This is a genomic window from Dyella dinghuensis, from assembly GCF_003977615.1.
In the GTDB taxonomy this organism is placed as follows: Bacteria; Pseudomonadota; Gammaproteobacteria; order Xanthomonadales; family Rhodanobacteraceae; genus Dyella_B; species Dyella_B dinghuensis.
The window spans coordinates 408,512-426,243 of record NZ_RYZR01000006.1 but is presented as its reverse complement, the minus strand read 5'-3'; the positions used below and the strand labels follow the sequence as shown (position 1 = coordinate 426,243).

Annotated in this window: 19 protein-coding genes; 7 read left to right on the top strand and 12 right to left on the bottom strand. The window is 58.7% G+C overall.

The window, feature by feature from the left end:
- Nucleotides 1–9 precede the first annotated feature (9 nt).
- On the top strand, nucleotides 10–543 hold the full coding sequence (locus EKH79_RS12885) for a lipocalin family protein (protein WP_126674220.1): 534 nt from the start codon (nucleotides 10–12) through the stop codon (nucleotides 541–543).
- 15 nt (nucleotides 544–558) lie between these two features.
- On the opposite strand, the gene EKH79_RS12880 is transcribed toward EKH79_RS12885, so the two are convergent.
- The 5 genes from EKH79_RS12880 to EKH79_RS12860 all read right to left on the bottom strand — a co-directional run bounded on the left by EKH79_RS12880 (nucleotide 559) and on the right by EKH79_RS12860 (nucleotide 4,028).
- Nucleotides 559–1,359: a siderophore-interacting protein gene (locus EKH79_RS12880; RefSeq protein ID WP_126674219.1), complete on the bottom strand. Its 801-nt coding sequence runs from the start codon at nucleotides 1,357–1,359 to the stop codon at nucleotides 559–561.
- 52 nt (nucleotides 1,360–1,411) lie between these two features.
- Nucleotides 1,412–1,918, bottom strand: coding sequence for a transcriptional repressor (locus EKH79_RS12875; protein ID WP_126674218.1), 507 nt, complete (start codon nucleotides 1,916–1,918; stop codon nucleotides 1,412–1,414).
- Nucleotides 1,908–2,576, bottom strand: coding sequence for a PadR family transcriptional regulator (locus tag EKH79_RS12870; protein WP_233590301.1), 669 nt, complete (start codon nucleotides 2,574–2,576; stop codon nucleotides 1,908–1,910). Before EKH79_RS12870 ends, EKH79_RS12875 begins: the two co-directional genes overlap by 11 nt.
- 117 nt (nucleotides 2,577–2,693) lie before the next feature.
- Nucleotides 2,694–3,104, bottom strand: a complete 411-nt coding sequence (gene fosX / locus EKH79_RS12865; RefSeq protein ID WP_126674217.1) for a FosX/FosE/FosI family fosfomycin resistance hydrolase — start codon at nucleotides 3,102–3,104, stop codon at nucleotides 2,694–2,696.
- Nucleotides 3,105–3,128: 24 nt separating this feature from the next.
- Nucleotides 3,129–4,028 (bottom strand): LysR family transcriptional regulator, encoded by a 900-nt coding sequence (locus EKH79_RS12860; RefSeq protein WP_126674216.1) that lies wholly within the window; start codon nucleotides 4,026–4,028, stop codon nucleotides 3,129–3,131.
- Nucleotides 4,029–4,145: 117 nt separating this feature from the next.
- Here EKH79_RS12860 and EKH79_RS12855 point away from each other — a divergent pair, with 117 nt between their 5' ends.
- On the top strand, nucleotides 4,146–5,024 hold the full coding sequence (locus EKH79_RS12855; protein ID WP_126674215.1) for an NmrA/HSCARG family protein: 879 nt from the start codon (nucleotides 4,146–4,148) through the stop codon (nucleotides 5,022–5,024).
- A 594-nt stretch (nucleotides 5,025–5,618) separates the two neighbouring features.
- On the opposite strand, the gene EKH79_RS12850 is transcribed toward EKH79_RS12855, so the two are convergent.
- Nucleotides 5,619–6,239: a TetR/AcrR family transcriptional regulator gene (locus tag EKH79_RS12850; protein WP_126674214.1), complete on the bottom strand. Its 621-nt coding sequence runs from the start codon at nucleotides 6,237–6,239 to the stop codon at nucleotides 5,619–5,621.
- Between the two features lie 99 nt (nucleotides 6,240–6,338).
- Here EKH79_RS12850 and EKH79_RS12845 point away from each other — a divergent pair, with 99 nt between their 5' ends.
- Complete coding sequence (locus EKH79_RS12845; protein ID WP_126674213.1) at nucleotides 6,339–7,424, top strand: MBL fold metallo-hydrolase; 1,086 nt, start codon at nucleotides 6,339–6,341, stop codon at nucleotides 7,422–7,424.
- A gap of 2 nt (nucleotides 7,425–7,426) precedes the next feature.
- On the opposite strand, the gene EKH79_RS12840 is transcribed toward EKH79_RS12845, so the two are convergent.
- Nucleotides 7,427–7,708, bottom strand: coding sequence for a hypothetical protein (locus EKH79_RS12840; protein WP_126674212.1), 282 nt, complete (start codon nucleotides 7,706–7,708; stop codon nucleotides 7,427–7,429).
- Between the two features lie 503 nt (nucleotides 7,709–8,211).
- Between EKH79_RS12840 and katG the strand changes: the two genes are divergently transcribed.
- The 3 genes from katG (at nucleotide 8,212) to EKH79_RS12825 (ending at nucleotide 12,033) form a co-directional block, all read left to right on the top strand.
- On the top strand, nucleotides 8,212–10,485 hold the full coding sequence (gene katG, locus EKH79_RS12835; RefSeq protein ID WP_126674211.1) for a catalase/peroxidase HPI: 2,274 nt from the start codon (nucleotides 8,212–8,214) through the stop codon (nucleotides 10,483–10,485).
- A gap of 358 nt (nucleotides 10,486–10,843) precedes the next feature.
- Complete coding sequence (locus EKH79_RS12830; RefSeq protein WP_126674210.1) at nucleotides 10,844–11,368, top strand: RNA polymerase sigma factor; 525 nt, start codon at nucleotides 10,844–10,846, stop codon at nucleotides 11,366–11,368.
- The gene (locus tag EKH79_RS12825) at nucleotides 11,365–12,033 is read left to right on the top strand and encodes a hypothetical protein (protein ID WP_233590300.1); all 669 of its coding nucleotides are present in this window, start codon (nucleotides 11,365–11,367) and stop codon (nucleotides 12,031–12,033) included. The genes EKH79_RS12830 and EKH79_RS12825 overlap by 4 nt, the downstream gene beginning before the upstream one ends.
- A gap of 84 nt (nucleotides 12,034–12,117) precedes the next feature.
- On the opposite strand, the gene EKH79_RS12820 is transcribed toward EKH79_RS12825, so the two are convergent.
- A complete protein-coding gene (locus tag EKH79_RS12820; protein ID WP_126674209.1) occupies nucleotides 12,118–14,064 on the bottom strand; it encodes a M61 family metallopeptidase in 1,947 nt (648 codons plus the stop codon).
- A gap of 239 nt (nucleotides 14,065–14,303) precedes the next feature.
- Between EKH79_RS12820 and EKH79_RS12815 the strand changes: the two genes are divergently transcribed.
- Complete coding sequence (locus EKH79_RS12815) at nucleotides 14,304–15,335, top strand: alpha/beta hydrolase family protein (protein WP_126674208.1); 1,032 nt, start codon at nucleotides 14,304–14,306, stop codon at nucleotides 15,333–15,335.
- 29 nt (nucleotides 15,336–15,364) lie between these two features.
- Here the strand turns inward: EKH79_RS12815 and EKH79_RS12810 are convergent, their stop codons facing one another.
- From EKH79_RS12810 to EKH79_RS12795, 4 genes are all read right to left on the bottom strand, one after another.
- Nucleotides 15,365–15,775, bottom strand: a complete 411-nt coding sequence (locus tag EKH79_RS12810; RefSeq protein WP_126674207.1) for a VOC family protein — start codon at nucleotides 15,773–15,775, stop codon at nucleotides 15,365–15,367.
- Between the two features lie 37 nt (nucleotides 15,776–15,812).
- The gene (locus tag EKH79_RS12805; RefSeq protein WP_126674206.1) at nucleotides 15,813–16,262 is read right to left on the bottom strand and encodes a helix-turn-helix transcriptional regulator; all 450 of its coding nucleotides are present in this window, start codon (nucleotides 16,260–16,262) and stop codon (nucleotides 15,813–15,815) included.
- A gap of 79 nt (nucleotides 16,263–16,341) precedes the next feature.
- Nucleotides 16,342–16,752 carry a DUF1801 domain-containing protein gene (locus EKH79_RS12800; protein ID WP_126674205.1) on the bottom strand — a complete coding sequence of 137 codons (411 nt, stop codon included), beginning with the start codon at nucleotides 16,750–16,752 and terminating at the stop codon, nucleotides 16,342–16,344.
- 146 nt (nucleotides 16,753–16,898) lie between these two features.
- A complete protein-coding gene (locus tag EKH79_RS12795; RefSeq protein WP_233590299.1) occupies nucleotides 16,899–17,606 on the bottom strand; it encodes a hypothetical protein in 708 nt (235 codons plus the stop codon).
- Nucleotides 17,607–17,732 lie beyond the last annotated feature (126 nt).

Here is a 17,732-nt window from a genome sequence, read left to right as displayed (position 1 = left end):
GGCACGCTTATGTTGCCCATGATGTTTCTCACCAAGCTGGTCGCTGTCGTACCCGAAGCCAGCATCTCGCTTCCCAATCGCCCCGTTCCCGCACTCGATCTCAATCGCTATGTGGGCAAGTGGCATGAGATCGCGCACTTGCCGATGTTCTTTCAGCGTCAGTGCGTGGACACGATTTCAGCGACGTATTCAAAGAATCCCGATGGCACGATTTACGTGCACAACGCCTGCCGCACGGACAGTGGTGCGATGGACGATTCGGAAGGTGTCGCACGCTGCGTCGACGGTGAACCGGGTGCGCTGAAGGTGCGCTTCGTACCGGACTGGCTGGCGTGGATGCCGTGGGTGTGGGCGGATTATTGGGTGATCGATCTGGATGCCGATTACCAATGGGCCGTCATCGGCGGCCCAAGCCGCCGGTATCTGTGGATACTTTCACGTACCGCCACCATGAGCCGTGCGCGCTTCAACGAATTAGTGGAACGCGCGCGCCAGCGTGGTTATCGGGTCGACAAGCTGATCATGGCGGCGCCATTGCTGTGATGTGCGGATGACGACTCAATCTTCGTCGCCATCGTCATCGCCATCCGCTTGCCAGTAGCCGGTTGCGCGAATCCAATCCTTCGGCACGCCACGTTTGTCGGCCAGATACTGGCGCATGCTGCGTGCACGGCGTGATTCGGCAGCGATCCAGTAAAACGTATCGCCAGGAGGAAGCGACAGTTCTTCCAGCGCCTGTTCCAGCAAACGGCTTTCCGTTGCGGCAACGCCATTGCGCTCCAGCCAGGTCACATGAAAATCGGCCTGCGATCCCAGCGGCTGGCGATCGGCTTTCTCCGGAATTTCCACCAGCACCGTCAAGTGCGTGCCCGTGTGCGCTTCGTCCAACCGGCGACCGATCGCAGGCAATGCGGTTTCATCGCCGATCAGCACGTAGTGATCGAAATCATTCGCGGTGACGAAGGACCCGCGCGGACCACCGATAGCGATGTGCTCGCCGGGTTTCGCACGTTCCGCCCATGTCGATGCAGGGCCGTCGCCGTGAACGACGAAATCGATGGTCAGTTCGTTGGATTGGGCATCGTAATCGCGCGGCGTGTAATCGCGTGCCGGTGAGGGTGGTACACCGACCGGAAACTCCGGCCCATTCGGGCCCAGTTTCGGCAGCACCATTTCACCCTGCGTATTGGGGAGAAACAGCTTGATGTGATCGTCTGGCGCAGCGCTAAGGAAACCGTGCAGTTCCGCGCCGCCGAAGACGATGCGTTGCATGTGCGGGGTGATGCGCGTCGTGCGCAGCACTTCGATCATGCGAAGCATCACCGCATGACGAATCTTGTGGTGTTCGTGCCTGGTCATGGTTGAACCTTAAGACATGGAAGTGGCGACATAGGAGAGTCGACATGGGGATTTAGGCCAGACGACGCCGGCGTGGCAGCAAGCGATAGCCCAGGTGTCCGGCCATTTCCTGCAATACGGCCAGCGTGCGATGGGGATCGTTGGCGAAATGTTCTGACGCGGTGTGTGCGGTGTTGTTGTCTTCGGCCAGACCAAGTTGTTCAAGCGTTTTCAGGAATGCCCGTACCTGCGCCAGCATGCTACGAAGATCGTTGGCGCTGGGTGTTGCGTCGGCCAGCGCCATGTCGCGCAAATGCCAGCGCGTGCGTCCATGCGGTTGTACATGTGCGTCCACCAGCCCGCGCTGTTCCAGTTCGCGTAAAAATCGATACACCGTACCGATGCTGGTTTGCGGGTGATGCGCTTGCGCCGCTTGCAATAAAGGCACGGCATCGCGTGCCTCGTGTTGTTCGAGCAAGGCAATCAAAATAGCGTTGCGCGACGACGTCAGAACGAGTCCTTGCGCCTTGCAGCGTTGCTGCAAGGCGATCAAGGCGTCATCGGTCGTTTCAGTTTTCATCCGTGCGGCCCGTCGCGATATCCGCGGCGGCGCGTTCAAGAATGGCGGCAATACGCTGCGCTTCGGCCTTGTTCCAGTCGGCACCCCGCATGAGCACAGCGTGCTTGAGCGAGTGCATCGCCTTGCGCACCGACATGGGCAGCGACAGCTTTGCAATCAGGCGTGCGCTGTGGCGATTGCGCTCGGTCATCGCGTCCACTGCGCCACGGTTTTCTTGAAGATATGCGCGGCCTTCGTCGGTGATCGCATACAGCTTGCGATTGCCCTGCTCGTTCTCCACCGCCGCGTAGCCCATTTCTTCCAGCATGGTCAGCGTGGGATAGATGGCGCCGGGGCTGGGCGAGTAGTGACCGTGGAACATCTCTTCGATCGTACGGATCAATTCGTAACCGTGGCGCGGCTGCTGTTCGATCAGTGCGAGCAGCAACAATTTCAGATCGCCGTGGCCCAGCATGCGTCCGCCACCGCGGCGTCCGCCGCCTTGCAAACCGTCCCAGTCGCCGAACCCATCGCCACCTTCGTGATGATGGCCATGGCGTCCGCGCCGCCCATGGAATTCGTAAGCCTCGCGGCCGTAGCCGCCTTCATCGTCCCAGCCCATGCCGCGGCCGCCGTGGTGGCGGTGCATAAACCGGTGAAACAGGAAATGCCTGTGCATTGATATAACTCCGATATATCGAAACGTTGGACAAAACGATATATCGAAATTGTATCGATAGCAACAGGGGTGGCCGGTAAGCCGATTTCGAGAAGCCGTAGTAGGCCTCACAAGTCTTTAATATTCAGTGCCATAGCGCGCAAGACGCTCGTCAAGCGTACCCGTATGCAATTCGTAGAGATGGTTATCGAAATCGTAGAAATAAAGCGAAGTGCCTTCCCCTGGCACTCTCGGCCTCGGCGGCTGGATGTCCACACCGAGGCTGCGAAGTCTCTGCTCGAACACGGGCAAATCGGTCTCCGCCACCTTGAACGCCAGATGCCGATACGTTCGTTCGGCCGGAGGCGTGCCTTCCATGGCGGCTATCCACACGCCGCCCAGCACAAAGAATTTTTCCCGCGACAGCGAAAAGTTTTTGGGCTTGCTGTCGTAGACCTCTCTCGCACCCAGGCCTTCGCACAAAAACATCGCCATCCGTTCCAGATCGCGAACGAGGAACGTGATGTGACTGATACCTTCGATGCCCATGAATGCTTTCTCGATGTGTTGATATCACTTCGTCGGCGTGAACGTTCGTCCGGGAAAAGCTTGCTCGATCACATCGAGGAACGCTCTGACTTTTGCACCGACCAGTCGGCGCGAATTGCGCAGCGCCCAAATTTCCACCGGTGGATGCGTATCGGTTCCCCAATGCGCCAAACGCCCTTGTTTGATGTCTTCTTCGACCAATAGTTTCGGTAGCAAAGCTGCGCCTGCACCAGCGAGCACCGCATCGCGAATCATCATCAACGATGAAAGCCGCAATACAGGCTCCGGTTTGATGCGTCTTTCATCACCGGTATTTGTATGGAATTGCCATACAAGATCAGGTGAAGTTTTTGGTGTAAGTACGGCTTTGACCGAAGGTGTCTCTTCGTCGTCTCCGGATGGCGGCGGCATGGCAACATCCCGGTGCGCAACAAGCAGGCGTTGATCGTCGAGGATGCGCCGACCGACAAGTCGTTCGTCGCGCGACGGATCGACACGTATCACCAGATCGAAGCCATCCTCCACGGGATCCACCATTCGATCGTCGGCGATAACTTCGAGTTGCACGTCGGGATACGCCAACGCAAAACGTGCACTCACGCGGCCCAGTGCGACATGCGCAAGCACGAGCGGCGCACTCACGCGAAGCCGTCCGCGCGGCGTCGATGCACCCAGCGTCACCGCTTCCTCCGCTTCGGCAATGTCCGACAGAGGTCCATGCGTTCGTTCGTGCAGGGCTCGTCCCTCGTCCGTCAGGCGAAGGCTTTGCGAGCCGCGTTCAATCAATCGCACGCCCAGGCTTTGTTCCAGCTCCGACACCCGCCGCGACAGCGTGGCTTTGGATCGTCCGGAGATGCGGCTGGCACGCCCAAAGCCGCCGTGGGTGGCCACCAGCGCGAAATCGGTAAGCGCCTGCAGGTCCATAAAGGTGTTCCGAATATGAGACGAGGTGTCCAATTATTGGCATCTTCTCGCCAAAAGTGAAACTACCTACTGTGTGTCCACGCCGTCCTTCAACGTCACACAACGAGGAATTTCACTATGAGCATCTTGGTCACCGGTAGCACGGGAACAATTGGTTCCCAGGTCCTGAATCAGCTGAGCGGTTCGGGCGTCGATATTCGCGGCCTCACCCGTTCGCCGAACAAGGCACAGTTTCCGGCCGGCGTCACCGCCGTCGCTGGCGATCTCGCCGACGTCGATTCCTTTCGCGCTGCGCTGGAGGGCGTCAGCACGCTTTTCCTGCTCGTGCCGAATGTCGCGGATGAGTTGACCCAGGCCATGCAGGCGCTGACGGTCGCTCGCGAGGCCGGCGTCAAAGGCATCGTCTATCTTTCCGTCTACAACGGTGACACCTACGCCGACGTGCCGCACTTCGCGAGCAAGAACACCGTGGAACGCATGATCGAAGCACTCGACCTGCCCGCCACGGTGCTGCGCCCGGCTTACTTCATCCAGAACGATTTGCGCCAGAAAGATCCGCTGTTGAACGCCGGCATGTACGGCATGCCCGTTGGCGACAAGGGCATCTCCATGGTCGACATTCGCGACATCGGCGAAGCCGCGGCATTGGAACTGCTGCGCCGTGAGCGCGCACCGGCATCGCTTCCGCGCGAAACGTACGCGCTGGTTGGACCGGATGTGTTGTCAGGCACCGATGTCGCCAACATCTGGAGCGATGCACTCGCGCGAAAGATTCACTACGCGGGCAATGACACGGCGGTTCTCGAGAAACGCATGAAGACCATGATGCCGGCATGGCACGCACTCGATCTTCGTTTGATGCTTGATCGCTATCAAACCGAAGGCGCGGCTGCGACATCCGAAGACATCGCACGACTCACACATCTGCTTGGTCACGCGCCGCGCTCGTATCGCAACTTCGCGGACGATGCCGCCGCACAATGGTTGAGTCGTTGATCGTTCGACGTGCACTTGCCATGTGCGATGTTTGCAAAGCTCAAGAAGTGCGGATCGGAGTGTCTTTCCGCAAGACACTCCGACCAGTTTCTGGCAAAGAGACGTTCAAAATGTCAGCTTTGGGTCGAAGGCGGATATCGTCACTTCTAGATTGACGCTATCCATGATTCACAGATGTGTTAGCGAGAATCAGCCGCCCACTTTTGCAAACCACAATGCAAACATTTCCGGGTGCTTGTATTGAAACCATGTCCCTTGAGCACAAAAAAATACTTTTCACACCTTGGGCATCGGAAATATATGATCACTAAGCGCGTGTACCCAAATGCTATGAACCAACCCCACACGAAATAAATACTAGCCGCTTCAAGACGAAGGCGTGAGACTACGAACGCGCCGACGGGACCGAGAACAAAAAATACGCCCCACGATGCATACGTCCATGCACGTAATTCCCGCCAATATTTTGTGTACATGGACCCCTAGAATCACCACGCCTCGACCGGCAGTAATAATACCGATTATGTCCGCTTTGGGTCGAAAGCAGACGCCGTCCTGCCGAGACGAAATATCCCCGCGGGTTGAGCAGACAGCTTAGACAGCGTAGTAAGCCAAAAACATATCCACCGCCGACTCAGCCACATGCTTTTGTGCAGCAATGTCCAACGGTGGCTGCGCCAGCGTGATCTGCGGCCAGAATGCAAAACTTTTAATCAGCCCCTGTAATTGATGTGAGGCAAAGACCGGATCGTTGGTCTTCAAGCGACCAGCCGCGGCCGCGCCGCGTATCCACACAGTCAAACCTTCTTCGCGCTCGCTCATGCGCGCAACCATGTCGAGCGCGCGTTCGGGCGAATGGATGCCGGCGGCAATAGCAACACGCGCCAACGATACGAACGCTTCGTCATTGAGCAGACGAAACTTTTGCGCGATCAGTTCCAGCAATTGATCGCGCAAGGGACGGTCGGCGCGATAGGCAAGTTCCTCGCCGCCGGCGATCGCTTCCCACAAGTGATGCAGGATCTCGGCGAACAAGACTTCCTTGCTGGGAAAGTGGTTGTAGACGGTGCGCTTGGACACCCCGGCACGCGCGGCGATGCGATCCATGCTGGTGGTTTCGTAGCCAGCAGTGCGGAATTCGTCGATGGCGGCGTTGATGATCGCCTGGCGTTTGCGGTCGGTCAGGCGCTGGGAAGAGGTAGGCAGGCTAGGCATGGCCTCATTTTACACCGATTAGTTTACTTTTTCTGGATCATAAACTACACTGTGCAGTGTAGGTACTCGGCGCCCCCGGCCTGATTACAGGAATCCACCATGTTTACGCGCAACGCCAAACCCGCTCGTCCCCAGATCGACAAGTACGAGGCATCCCCGCAACGCCGCGACAGCCGTTTCCACAATCCGGCGCAGCGGCCGTCGCAGCCGGCGGGCAAAACGCTGCGCATCATCTGGAATGCGCTGTTCAATAAACCCGCCGGTACGCAACCGAACAGTCCGCTGCCGGTGCAGGCGCTCACTCGCGCGCAGCTCGACGCGGCGCCGGACCGCAGCCTTTACCGGCTCGGCCATTCCACCATGCTGATCAAACTGCGCGGTGCGTATTGGCTCACCGACCCGGTCTTTGCCGAACGCGCGTCGCCGTTCCAGTGGATGGGCCCCAAGCGCTTTCATCAACCGCCGATCGCTTTGCACGACTTGCCGCCGATTCGTGGCGTCATCCTCTCGCACGATCACTACGATCATCTCGATCGGCAAAGCATTCAGCACCTGGCTGCGACGACCGGTGTTTTTCTGACGCCGCTGGGCGTCGGTGATCGCCTGATCGAGTGGGGCGTGGATGCGGCGAAAGTGCATCAGCTCGATTGGTGGGAAAGCATCGAGATCGACGGTCTGCGCATGACGGCCGCACCAGCCCAGCATTTCTCCGGACGTACGCCGTTCGACGGCAACACCACGCTATGGGCGTCGTGGGCGATCTTCGATAACGAGCTGCGCGTGTTCTTCAGCGGCGACACCGGCTACTTCGAAGGTTTCAAAACCATCGGCGAACGCCTTGGGCCTTTCGATATCACACTGATGGAAACCGGTGCGTACGATGCGCAATGGCCTTACGTGCATATGCAGCCGGAACAGACCGTGCAGGCGCATGTGGATCTGCGCGGCCGCTGGTTGATGCCGGTGCACAACGGCACCTTCGATCTGGCCATGCATCGCTGGCAGGAACCGTTCGAACGCGTCGTTGCGTTGGCTGTCGAGCGCAATATTCCTCTCGCTACCCCGCGCATGGGCGAGCGTCTGGACCTGTCGGCACCGCATACGGGCGAACGCTGGTGGCGTAACGTCGATGAGCGCGTTGGCGACAAGGTCGATCGGCGTGTCGAACGTTTGCTGCCTCGCTAAGGTCAGTTGCTGTTAGAAGCGCTTTCTTCGTCTCCACGACGATCCAGCATGTTTTGCTTATAAGCGTTTGCGCGTGTCAAAAGCGCGATGGCTTCCTGGAAGATCATCGGAACGGGATGAGGCAAATCGCCCTGTGATTGCGACGCTTCAAAATCGCCCTTCGCGCCAGCAAGAAGCGCATCGATGAGACCGGGCTCCTGCTGATCCATGCGTTGCAGCAGGCTAAGCAGGATGTAAGAGCACGCCTGAGCTTTGGCATCCGTTCGATCGAAGTCGCGTTGCATGAGCTACTCCTTCATGGAAACAGGTGAGTCCTAAAAAATTTTAGGTCTTCTTTTGATGTCGATGGTGGACATCGTTCTGCAACAATCCCGCCTGAGGCGCTTGTTGCATCTTTCTTGCGCGTAACTTCGCACCTGACGCTCATTGCGTTTTTAAGGACGTCACCAAGACGTTCGCGGGCGATACAAGCCGTTTGGGTTACGCAAAGCATCTGGCAATCCAGCATTCGCGCCTTTATTGCATCGCGCAATAAGAAACGAATACAGATTCGTTCGATAGCTATCGACGCTAACTATCAACTCCATTGAAAAAATAGATTTGAACTCTCCTCGCGCGAAGCAGAGTCTCTCAATGCTACGCATCATGAATGCGCATCGGTGTCTTCGAACGCCGGTGCATCGTGGATTGATCACATCTTTTTCACGGAGTCCTAAAGCACGCTGTTTGGACATCCTGAGCCATTTACCAGCCTGCAGGCTGCAGCCAATGAAGGGAGAGAAGACGCATGTCCACCGAAGCCCTACCGAAAAGTGAAGCCAAATGTCCGTTCAAACACACCGCCGGTGGCGGTACGACGAACCGCCATTGGTGGCCGAAACAGCTGCGGCTGGATCTGCTCAGTCAACACTCCCACAAGTCCAATCCGCTGGATAAAAGCTTCAACTACGCCGAAGCGTTCAAGAGCCTGGACTACACGGCGCTGAAGAAAGACATCTCCGCGCTGATGACCGATTCGCAGGAATGGTGGCCGGCCGATTTCGGCCATTACGGCCCGCTTTTCATTCGCATGGCCTGGCATGCCGCTGGCACCTATCGCATCGGCGACGGCCGCGGTGGTGCAGGTCGCGGACAGCAGCGCTTTGCACCGCTCAACAGCTGGCCGGATAACGTCAGCCTGGACAAGGCGCGCCGCCTGTTGTGGCCGATCAAGCAGAAATACGGGCAGAAGATTTCCTGGGCAGATCTGCTGGTGCTTACCGGCAACGTCGCGCTGGAAACCATGGGCTTCAAGACCTTCGGTTTCGGTGGCGGCCGCGAAGATACCTGGGAACCGGATCTGGATGTCTATTGGGGTAACGAGAAAACCTGGCTGGGTGGTGACGTTCGCTACGGTAAAGGCGCGCAAGGCGACGAAGAAGGCGTGATCGTGGCCGATGAAGAACTGCACGGCCATGAGAAAGATCGCACCGAAGGCGGCCGCAATCTGGAAAATCCGCTCGGCGCCGTGCAGATGGGTTTGATCTATGTGAATCCGGAAGGTCCCGACGGCAATCCCGATCCGCTCGCCGCCGCGCACGATATCCGCGAAACCTTCGCACGCATGGCGATGAATGACGAAGAGACTGTCGCGCTTATCGCCGGTGGCCACAGCTTCGGCAAGACACACGGTGCAGGCCCTGCCGACAATGTCGGCCGCGAACCGGAAGGCGCCGATCTGGCCGAACAAGGCTTTGGTTGGGCCAACAAGTTCCGCTCCGGTAAAGGCGCCGACACCATCACCAGTGGTCTGGAAGTGACCTGGACTGCGACGCCGACCAAATGGGGCAACGGTTTCTTCGAGAATCTGTTCGGTCACGAGTGGGAACTCACCAAGAGTCCCGCAGGCGCCAACCAATGGGTCGCCAAAGACTCCAAGGAAACCATTCCGCTCGCGCACGATTCGTCGAAAAAGCAGCGGCCCACGATGCTCACCACTGACTTGTCGCTGCGTTTCGATCCGGCGTACGAAAAGATATCCCGCCGTTTCCTGGAACATCCCGACCAATTGGCCGACGCGTTTGCGCGCGCATGGTTCAAGCTCACGCATCGCGACATGGGTCCGCGTGTGCGCTATCTCGGTCCGGAAGTACCCGCGGAAGAACTGATCTGGCAAGACCCGCTTCCCGCCGTCACGCATCCCGTGATTGACGAGAACGACATCGCGGCGCTCAAGAGCAAGATTCTGTCTTCCGGACTTTCCGTGTCGCAGCTTGTATCCACGGCGTGGGCGTCGGCATCTACGTTCCGCGGTTCGGATAAACGCGGCGGCGCCAACGGCGCGCGTATTCGCCTCGCGCCGCAAAAAGATTGGGAAGCCAATCAACCGGCGCAGCTGGCGAAAGTGCTGTCCACGCTCGAAGGTATTCAAAAAGACTTCAACGGCAAGCAAAGCGACAAGAAGAGTGTGTCGCTCGCTGACCTGATCGTGCTCGGCGGTTGCGCGGCGGTCGAACAAGCTGCGAAGAACGGCGGCCATGCGGTGAAAGTGCCGTTTACGCCGGGACGTGCCGATGCATCGCAGGATCAAACCGATGTGGAATCGTTCGCACCGCTGGAGCCGGTCGCCGACGGCTTCCGCAACTTCCAGAAGAAAGAGTACGCCGTACCGTCCGAAGCGCTGCTGATCGACAAAGCACAATTGCTGACGCTGACAGCACCGGAAATGACCGCACTGATCGGCGGCCTGCGCGTGCTGAACACCAACGTGGGTCAGACCAACCACGGCGTGTTCACCAAACATCCCGAAGCACTCACGAACGATTTCTTCGCCAACCTGCTCGATATGGGCACGGAGTGGAAGGAATCGTCGAAGTCCAGGGGCTTGTTTGAAGGGCACGATCGCAAGACGGGTGCGCACAAGTGGACGGGCACACGCGTCGATCTCGTGTTCGGCTCGAACTCGGTGCTGCGCTCGTTGGCCGAAGTGTATGCAAGCACCGACGCGAAGGAAAAATTCATCCACGACTTTGTCGTGGCATGGAGCAAGGTGATGAACCTGGATCGCTTCGATTTGAAGTGAGTTTGTAGAACGCCTTAGGAAGGTATTTGGAGTGACATGTAGGCCGTCGCATGAATCGGATGTTTTGTTTCATGCGATGGCACGGTGACAGTCAATCGCCTTCGGCCGTAAATCAGCGATGGTTATCCCAACGGGTAACCATCGTTTTTTTTGCCCATAGCGCCATTGCTGGCGTAGCCCCCGGCAGGCCCGAACTTTGCCAATGCGCCGATCAAAGCTGGGGCGCTACCTAACATATGCCCCACAAATCACGCCGTGAGACCCCTGGCTCCCCTAGGGGCAGGACGGGGCGTGGGGACTGTGATTTTTTCCCGCGTTCTGCGAATCATGGAGGGAGCCGAAGACCACGCGAGCGAACATGCGCCACCGCCCGGACCAAGGACGCTTCCAAACTCTGCTACGCGAGCACGAGGGCATCGTGTTCAAGGTGGCCGGTTTGTATACGCAGCATGCCGAGGACCGGCGCGACCTGGCGCAGGAAATAGGTCTGCAGGCGTGGCGTTCGTTCGCCCTTTTCGACCCTGCGAAGGCGAAGTTTTCCACCTGGCTTTACCGGGTGGCATTGAATGTGGCGATCTCGCAGTTGCGCAGGGGAAAGGGTGACCTGACCGGAAAAGTGGAGCCGCTCGAACAGCATCACCTGGACCATATCGGCACCGAACCCGCGCCGGAACAGGACGAGCGATTGACCGTCCTCTACACCTTCATCGGTCAGCTCGGTGCACTCGATCGTGCGCTGATCCTGCTGTACCTCGAAGACAAATCCTATGCAGAGATTGCCCAGATTCTGGGCATTACGGAAACCAACGTGGCCACCAAGATCGGCCGCATCAAGCAGACGTTGCGTGGACAAATGGTCGGCGCAGCGACGGCGGGAGCATGACGATGGAACTGGATGAGATGAAGCAGGCCTGGCAGGAACTTAGCGTGCGACTGGATCGCCAGCACGCGATGAACTTGCAGATTTTCCGCGGCGGCCAGTCGGACCGTTTGCGTCGCGGACTGCGGCCGCTGGTATGGGGGCAGGCGGCACAGATGGCGCTCGGCATCGCCATCATGCTGTGGGGTATCCGTTTTTGGTCGACGCATGCGCATGTGTGGCAAGCGATGGCGTGCGGCATTGCGGTCCAGGCTTTCGGCACGTTGGAGATCATTTTCCCCGCGCGTGTGCTATCCCTCGTTCAAGCCATCGACTACACCGCTCCCGTGCTGGAGATCCAGCGCCGTGTCGCGCGACTGCGCGCGTGGCGAGTGAAGGTAGAGGCACCGGTATTCGCTGTGCTGGGCAGCATCATCTGGATACCGGTGATGCTCATGTTCATTCAATACGGCATGGATCGTGCCGGTGTCGATCTGTGGAGCAGGCTGACGGGCACGCTGCCCTGGCTGCTGCTGTGCGCTGCTGCGTCGCTGGCAGTGGTTGCTATCGCCTATGCGGTGGTGCGCTGGCTGGGGTATCGCCGCTGGCTGGAAGACAGCTTCGCAAGTAGCGCGGTGAAACGCGCCGAGATCATGCTCGAAGAGATTGTGCGTTTCGAACGCGAATGAAGCGGGAAAATATCTTTGCTTCACGTCCAGGCGATGTCCGCTTTGCGTCGAAAGCGGACATGCCGTTACTAACGTTGATGCCGCTTACTTCCGCGCTGCGCCGATTTCGCTCAAGTAGTCGGGCGTTCCCTCGATGCGCACCAGGTGCGGATATTGCAAGCCGTCGTGATAATCCACGGGCACCGTGCGAAAACCGCCCTGATACTTCAGCAGCAGCTGGATCGGTGCGCTGCTGCCCTTGGCGGCCGCAATCGCACTCTTCAGCACATCGCTCGAATAATCCTGGCCGTTTACCGCAACCACCGTCGCGCCGGTGCTGACGCCCGCCTTGAACGCCGGTCCGTTCCAGCGTACGTCGTTGACTTCACCCTTGTCCGTCATCGTCAGGCCGATCGACCAGGCGAAGTTGTACAAGTGGCGCGACGATTGCGGGCGATCGTTGTATTGCTTCTCGTACTCGCTTTCCTTATCGGTATAAACGAGTTTCCAGCCGGTTGCCTCGAAATCGCTCGCGAACGGCGGATTGAGTTCATCGACGTGTGCATGAAGGAAAGTCGCCCAGTCGTAGGGTGCGACGCCGTTCAATGCGGAAACCACATCATCGAATGTGTACGTCTTGGTGACATAGCTGCCGTTGTCCACACCGAAGAACGCATGCGCGAAATCGTCCAGCGATTTGTGGTCGTGTGTGAGCGAGCGAATTTTCGCGTCGACCGCGAACCACATCATCTGGCCGCCGCTGTAGTAATCCTCGCTCATCTGCCAGCTGCGGTACGGCAAGCTTGAACGGCGCGCGGCCGTTGCGTCATTGGTGGTGTCTTCGAGCGTACGCCACTGGAAGCCGACGCGATTGCGCTCATAGTTGGCCACGTCCATGGCGACGGCGTCGCGGAATTGCTCCGCGTTCCACATGCCGGAGCGCGCGGTCAGCACGAAGCCCCAGTATTGCGTCTGTCCTTCGTACACCCACAGTAACGAATCGCCCATCGGAACATTGAAGTTGGGCGTCCACAAATCGGCGGGACGACGGAACTTGCCGTTCCACGAATGAGTGTATTCGTGCGCCAGCAAATCGCGATCCGGTGCGGCGTCGCTCCATGCGGTGAAGTAGTCGGCGCCCAGACCGTTCTCGCTGGACTGGTGGTGCTCCGTACCGTTTCCACCCAATTGATCGGAGAGCGAGAAGAGGAAATCGTAATGATCGTAGTGATGCGAGCCGAACAACTTCACGGCCTGCGTCACGAGCGCGCGATGCACCTTCAGCTGCTCCGGCGTCATCTCCAGATACTTCGGCGCGTCTGCGACGATATCCAGATGCACCGGCGCGTCACCGCCCGGATTCAGATCGACACGCTTGAAGTACCGGCCCGCGTAGATCGGCGAATCGACCAGGTTATTGAGCGTCACCGGTTTGAACGTGACAACGTCGCCCGATTGCGAAGCCGTCTCCAGCGCTGTGCCGAGCTGCCAGCCGTGCGCCAACGTCACGCTCGGTGCAAACGTAATGTCGCGCGAAAAATAACCGGCCGGATAGAGCACCATCTTGCTCCACTCCAGATCCATCATGCGGTCGGTGATTTCGAATCCTTCGTTATCGGTGCGGCCAGACAGGTACTGGAACGACACATCGATGCTCGACACGCCATCCGGCACGTCGAGATGAAACGCGTACACGTTGTATTCGTCGCGCTTCCACGCAATGCGTTTACCATTCGCGGTAATTTGCAGCCCGGCAAGCATGCTGATTGGACCGGTCGGCGAGTGATCGCCGGGAATCCACTGCGGATACAGCAGCGTGAGCGCGCCGGCTTTCACCGGAATGGTTTCATGGGCGCGAAAAATGCCCTGCACGGTGTCGCTGGCATCGACTTGCAGCGATACGGTGCCGAGGTAGGGCGTGTCCTGCGGCGGCGGCACGCTGTCCGAGCGCGTTTGCTGCGCCGTGGCGCCGGCGGCCGCGAGGGCCATCGCGATGGTCAAGGCGAGGCGCGAAAAATTGCGACGCGTGGCAACGGCAGGGACACGAGACATGATGAAGAACTCCGGCGAGCGAAAGAATGATTCTGCAACTTAGCACCGCGCCTACCTGCTGGGGATAGCGACTGATGGCATCTTGCCGTGGCGGCGCGTGACTTGCTCACGATGGTATCCGTTTTGCTTCGATAGCAAACGTCCAATTCCAGCGCCTTCCCATAGAACCAATCCGTTATCCAGCAGACCCGTTGTAGTGGCATAGTCATCCTTCATCCCGCAGAGAAGCGACCGCATCCATGCCCAGGAATCGATACCTGCTTCGGCTAGCCCTGATTTTCGCGGTGTTGCTGTTGGTGCATACGGGTGCCCAGGCGCATCAAGGCGCAAGCAACGTGGGATTTCAGAAGCTGGAAATCCCGAACGGGAACGAGCCGCCTCTGGATCTTGGCGTCTGGTATCCCACCGATGCGCCCGTCGTTAGCGGCGGGACGGAGCCGTTCGAGCAAGGTATCGCGGCGTCAGGCGCGCCGGTGAAGGGACGCAATCTTCCGCTTGTCGTCATCTCTCACGGTGGCGGCGGATCGTTCGTCAGCCACTACGACACGGCCGTTGCGCTTGCGCGCGCGGGTTTTGTCGTGGCTGCGATCAGTCATCGCGGCGACAGCGGCGCCGATCAGAGCCAGGTGCTCAAACTTTGGCGCCGTCCTGCGCAGCTGCAGCGCGCCATCACCTACATGCTTCAAGCATGGCCCGACCATGCGCGGCTGAATCCGCAAAAGATCGGCGCATTCGGTTTTTCCAACGGTGGATTCACAGTGCTGGTTGCAGCCGGTGGCGTGCCGGATCTTGGCAAAACTGGCGATTATTGCCACGCCAATCCAACCCATGATCTATGCCAGGCGATAAAGAACGGCGGCGCTTCTGCGGCGACGATATTCAACGATGTGCCACCGCATGCATGGATCGCCGATCCTCGAATAAAAGCCATTGTGGTGGCCGCCCCGGCTTTCGGTTATGCGTTCGACAAAGCGGGTCTTGAGAACGTACGTGTTCCGGTACAGCTATGGGGCGCCGCGAATGATCAACATCAGCCAAGGCCCTGGTTCGAAGACGTCGTGCGCAACGCGTTACCGACACCGCCCGAATATCACCTGGTGCCCGGCGCCGGGCACTATGATTTTCTGCCGCCGTGCAGTGCGCATCTTGCTTCGATCGTTCCGTCGATCTGCGTCGATCCCGCGGGGTTCGATCGCGCCGCATTCCATAGGATGTTCAATGCGGAAGTGGTCACGTTTTTCCAGGAAACCTTAAACGCTGCACATCGTTAGTTGGGCCATGGCACAGACAAGGCATTGACTCAGCGCAGCTGCTGAATGCGGATCATGTTGCCGGCCGGATCGCGAACAGCGCAGTCGCGAACGCCGTAAGGCTGGTCGGTCGGTTCCTGGACGATATCGGCGCCGCGAGCCTGCAACCGCTCGAACGCGCCCGCAAGGTCTCTGGTCGCCAGCAGAACGATGCCGAAGGTGCCCTTGGCCATCATCTCGGCAATCGTGCGGCGTTCGTCGTCGGTGATACCGGGGCTGGCTTCCGGCGGATACAGCACGATCGACGTGCCCGGCTGACCTGCCGGGCCGACCGTGATCCAGCGCTTTCCGCCGTATCCGACATCGTTGCGGACTTCAAAGCCCAGCGTGTCGCGATAGAAACTCAGTGCAGCATCGGGATCGTTCTGTGCGAGGAAACTCGAATGAATAGTGATATCCATGGCGGCCTTTCTCAGTGGTTGGTGATGTCCATGGCGATCAGTTTAATTCTGGCTCCGAAGCGATTGCTTCTTGATTCCTGATCGGTCGCATCACCTGCTTGGCCATGCACGAGGGAATACCCACTACCGCGTCCGCCTGCTGCCGCCGATAAGCGCTGGGCGACACACCGACCAGCTCGGTAAACCGGGTACTGAAGGTGCCCAGCGATGAACAACCGACAGCGAAGCAAACGTCGGTAACGCTCAGGTCGCCACGACGCAGAAGCGCCATCGCACGCTCGATGCGCCGCGTCATCAAATAGCTATACGGGGACTCGCCGTAGGCAAGCCGGAACTGTCGGCTGAGGTGCCCGGCCGACATGTGCGCACCGTGGGCCAGTGCTTCGACATCCAGCGGCTGCGCGTAGTCACGATCGATCTGATCGCGAACGCGACGCAACCGTGCGAGATCGCGCAGATGCTGCGCCGTGGTGCGTTTGCTGCTCATGCGGATGATCCTGTCACGTCGCACCGCCGCGCTCAAGCTCGACAATGTGACGTATCTGAAGCAGCACTTCACACCAGATTTATTTCTTTTTACTTTTCGCCGGAGTGCCCGCAGGCGCCTTCTTTTTCGATTTGCTCTGGTTGTATTCAATAGCGGCACGAATGAGGTTTTTCAGGGCGCGCTTATTGACCTTGTCGCCTTCTAAAAAATCGATCGCCCGCCACACACCGCCTTCCAGGCCGGCATTGAAAAGTTTGTCGGGGTCTGGAAGTTTCGCGCCATGGGAAAAAGTGATCTTCACTTTTTCCTTGTGGGCGTTGGCGACAGCGATCATGCCATCGCGATACCACACCGGACTTCCGCGGTATTTCCACTCCTCGATGATCGCCGGATCGGCATCGAGAATGGTTTTGCGCAGGTCTGCAAACGTCTTGCCGCGCCAGTCGGTGAGTTGCTCAATCAGCTGGTCGATGCGTTCCGATGGTTCCATGGCGGGCCTCGAATTCGGATGCCGTTTCGTGCGGCGGCTGGAGGACCTTATGTAAACCCAGCGCGCACCGAATGTCACGCCGCTTATTCCAGGCGGCGTCTTCACGTTTTCCGACATCTGTAGCGATCAGCAACGGCCGCGAGCCATCACATGCTCTGCGCGGCGGAGCCGTCCGACCATTTGGCGACAGGAATCATCAACACATTGACGGGCTCGGGCTGGCCATGGAACTGCGGATTCAACATGACGGGCGATCCATCCTGATCGGCGCCCCAATTCACGTTCGTGGCCGTGTAAAACATCAAATGCGGCATCCAGTGGCCGAACTGGTCGTCGAGATAAGCTTGCTTGGACATCATGTACGACATGGCACCCGGTTGCAGTGCCGGCATTTGTTTGGCCGCAAACGCCGTCATGTCCTTTTTGATTTCGTCTTTGGATTGCCCGGCGAGCACCAGCGCTGTTCTTTTGTACGTGATGGGCAGGATGGATTTGACGGCCTCCGCATTGAAGCAAATCGGCCCGCGCAGTTTTGGATTCCAGAATTGCGGCGCGTCGAAGGGAGACATCCAGCCGCGCTCGACCGCACACACGAATCCATTCGTGCCTTTGACCGCAGTGACATAGCCATGCGCCTGGAGGACAAGCACCGTTGCATGATCGGAAATCGAGGGTGGCGCCGCGCTTTTCGCCAGCGCGATTTCCGCGGCTTGATCGGCCATCAGATATTGGGCTAGCGGCGCCATGCTTGGGTAACTATGCGGTTGTTGAGCCGACGCGGTCGTCGCGACAGTCATGACGCCGAGCGCGCCTGACGCAACCAGACAGCTGAAAAAACTGGCGTTCATTTTCATCGGTTTGCTCCCTTGTTTCGCTCCCGGACGAGACGTTCGAGGCGTGCATGATTGGCTGGGCGGCGCCCAACGACAGGCTATCCCTGTGAGCGACGAACGGGAGAGCGACAAATCGACAGACGCTTT

What these genes read in the sequence shown, in the direction of transcription:
- EKH79_RS12820 (WP_126674209.1), bottom strand. Translation starts at nt 14,064, where the DNA reads ATGTCTCGTGTCCCTGCCGTTGCCACGCGTCGCAATTTTTCGCGCCTC.
- EKH79_RS12810 (WP_126674207.1), bottom strand. Translation starts at nt 15,775, where the DNA reads ATGGATATCACTATTCATTCGAGTTTCCTCGCACAGAACGATCCCGAT.
- EKH79_RS12805 (WP_126674206.1), bottom strand. Translation starts at nt 16,262, where the DNA reads ATGAGCAGCAAACGCACCACGGCGCAGCATCTGCGCGATCTCGCACGG.
- EKH79_RS12850 (WP_126674214.1), bottom strand. Translation starts at nt 6,239, where the DNA reads ATGCCTAGCCTGCCTACCTCTTCCCAGCGCCTGACCGACCGCAAACGC.
- EKH79_RS12825 (WP_233590300.1), top strand. Translation starts at nt 11,365, where the DNA reads ATGACGATGGAACTGGATGAGATGAAGCAGGCCTGGCAGGAACTTAGC.
- EKH79_RS12860 (WP_126674216.1), bottom strand. Translation starts at nt 4,028, where the DNA reads ATGGACCTGCAGGCGCTTACCGATTTCGCGCTGGTGGCCACCCACGGC.
- EKH79_RS12880 (WP_126674219.1), bottom strand. Translation starts at nt 1,359, where the DNA reads ATGACCAGGCACGAACACCACAAGATTCGTCATGCGGTGATGCTTCGC.
- EKH79_RS12885 (WP_126674220.1), top strand. Translation starts at nt 10, where the DNA reads ATGTTGCCCATGATGTTTCTCACCAAGCTGGTCGCTGTCGTACCCGAA.
- fosX (WP_126674217.1), bottom strand. Translation starts at nt 3,104, where the DNA reads ATGGGCATCGAAGGTATCAGTCACATCACGTTCCTCGTTCGCGATCTG.
- EKH79_RS12795 (WP_233590299.1), bottom strand. Translation starts at nt 17,606, where the DNA reads ATGAAAATGAACGCCAGTTTTTTCAGCTGTCTGGTTGCGTCAGGCGCG.
- EKH79_RS12815 (WP_126674208.1), top strand. Translation starts at nt 14,304, where the DNA reads ATGCCCAGGAATCGATACCTGCTTCGGCTAGCCCTGATTTTCGCGGTG.
- EKH79_RS12800 (WP_126674205.1), bottom strand. Translation starts at nt 16,752, where the DNA reads ATGGAACCATCGGAACGCATCGACCAGCTGATTGAGCAACTCACCGAC.
- katG (WP_126674211.1), top strand. Translation starts at nt 8,212, where the DNA reads ATGTCCACCGAAGCCCTACCGAAAAGTGAAGCCAAATGTCCGTTCAAA.
- EKH79_RS12875 (WP_126674218.1), bottom strand. Translation starts at nt 1,918, where the DNA reads ATGAAAACTGAAACGACCGATGACGCCTTGATCGCCTTGCAGCAACGC.
- EKH79_RS12840 (WP_126674212.1), bottom strand. Translation starts at nt 7,708, where the DNA reads ATGCAACGCGACTTCGATCGAACGGATGCCAAAGCTCAGGCGTGCTCT.
- EKH79_RS12845 (WP_126674213.1), top strand. Translation starts at nt 6,339, where the DNA reads ATGTTTACGCGCAACGCCAAACCCGCTCGTCCCCAGATCGACAAGTAC.
- EKH79_RS12830 (WP_126674210.1), top strand. Translation starts at nt 10,844, where the DNA reads ATGCGCCACCGCCCGGACCAAGGACGCTTCCAAACTCTGCTACGCGAG.
- EKH79_RS12855 (WP_126674215.1), top strand. Translation starts at nt 4,146, where the DNA reads ATGAGCATCTTGGTCACCGGTAGCACGGGAACAATTGGTTCCCAGGTC.
- EKH79_RS12870 (WP_233590301.1), bottom strand. Translation starts at nt 2,576, where the DNA reads ATGCACAGGCATTTCCTGTTTCACCGGTTTATGCACCGCCACCACGGC.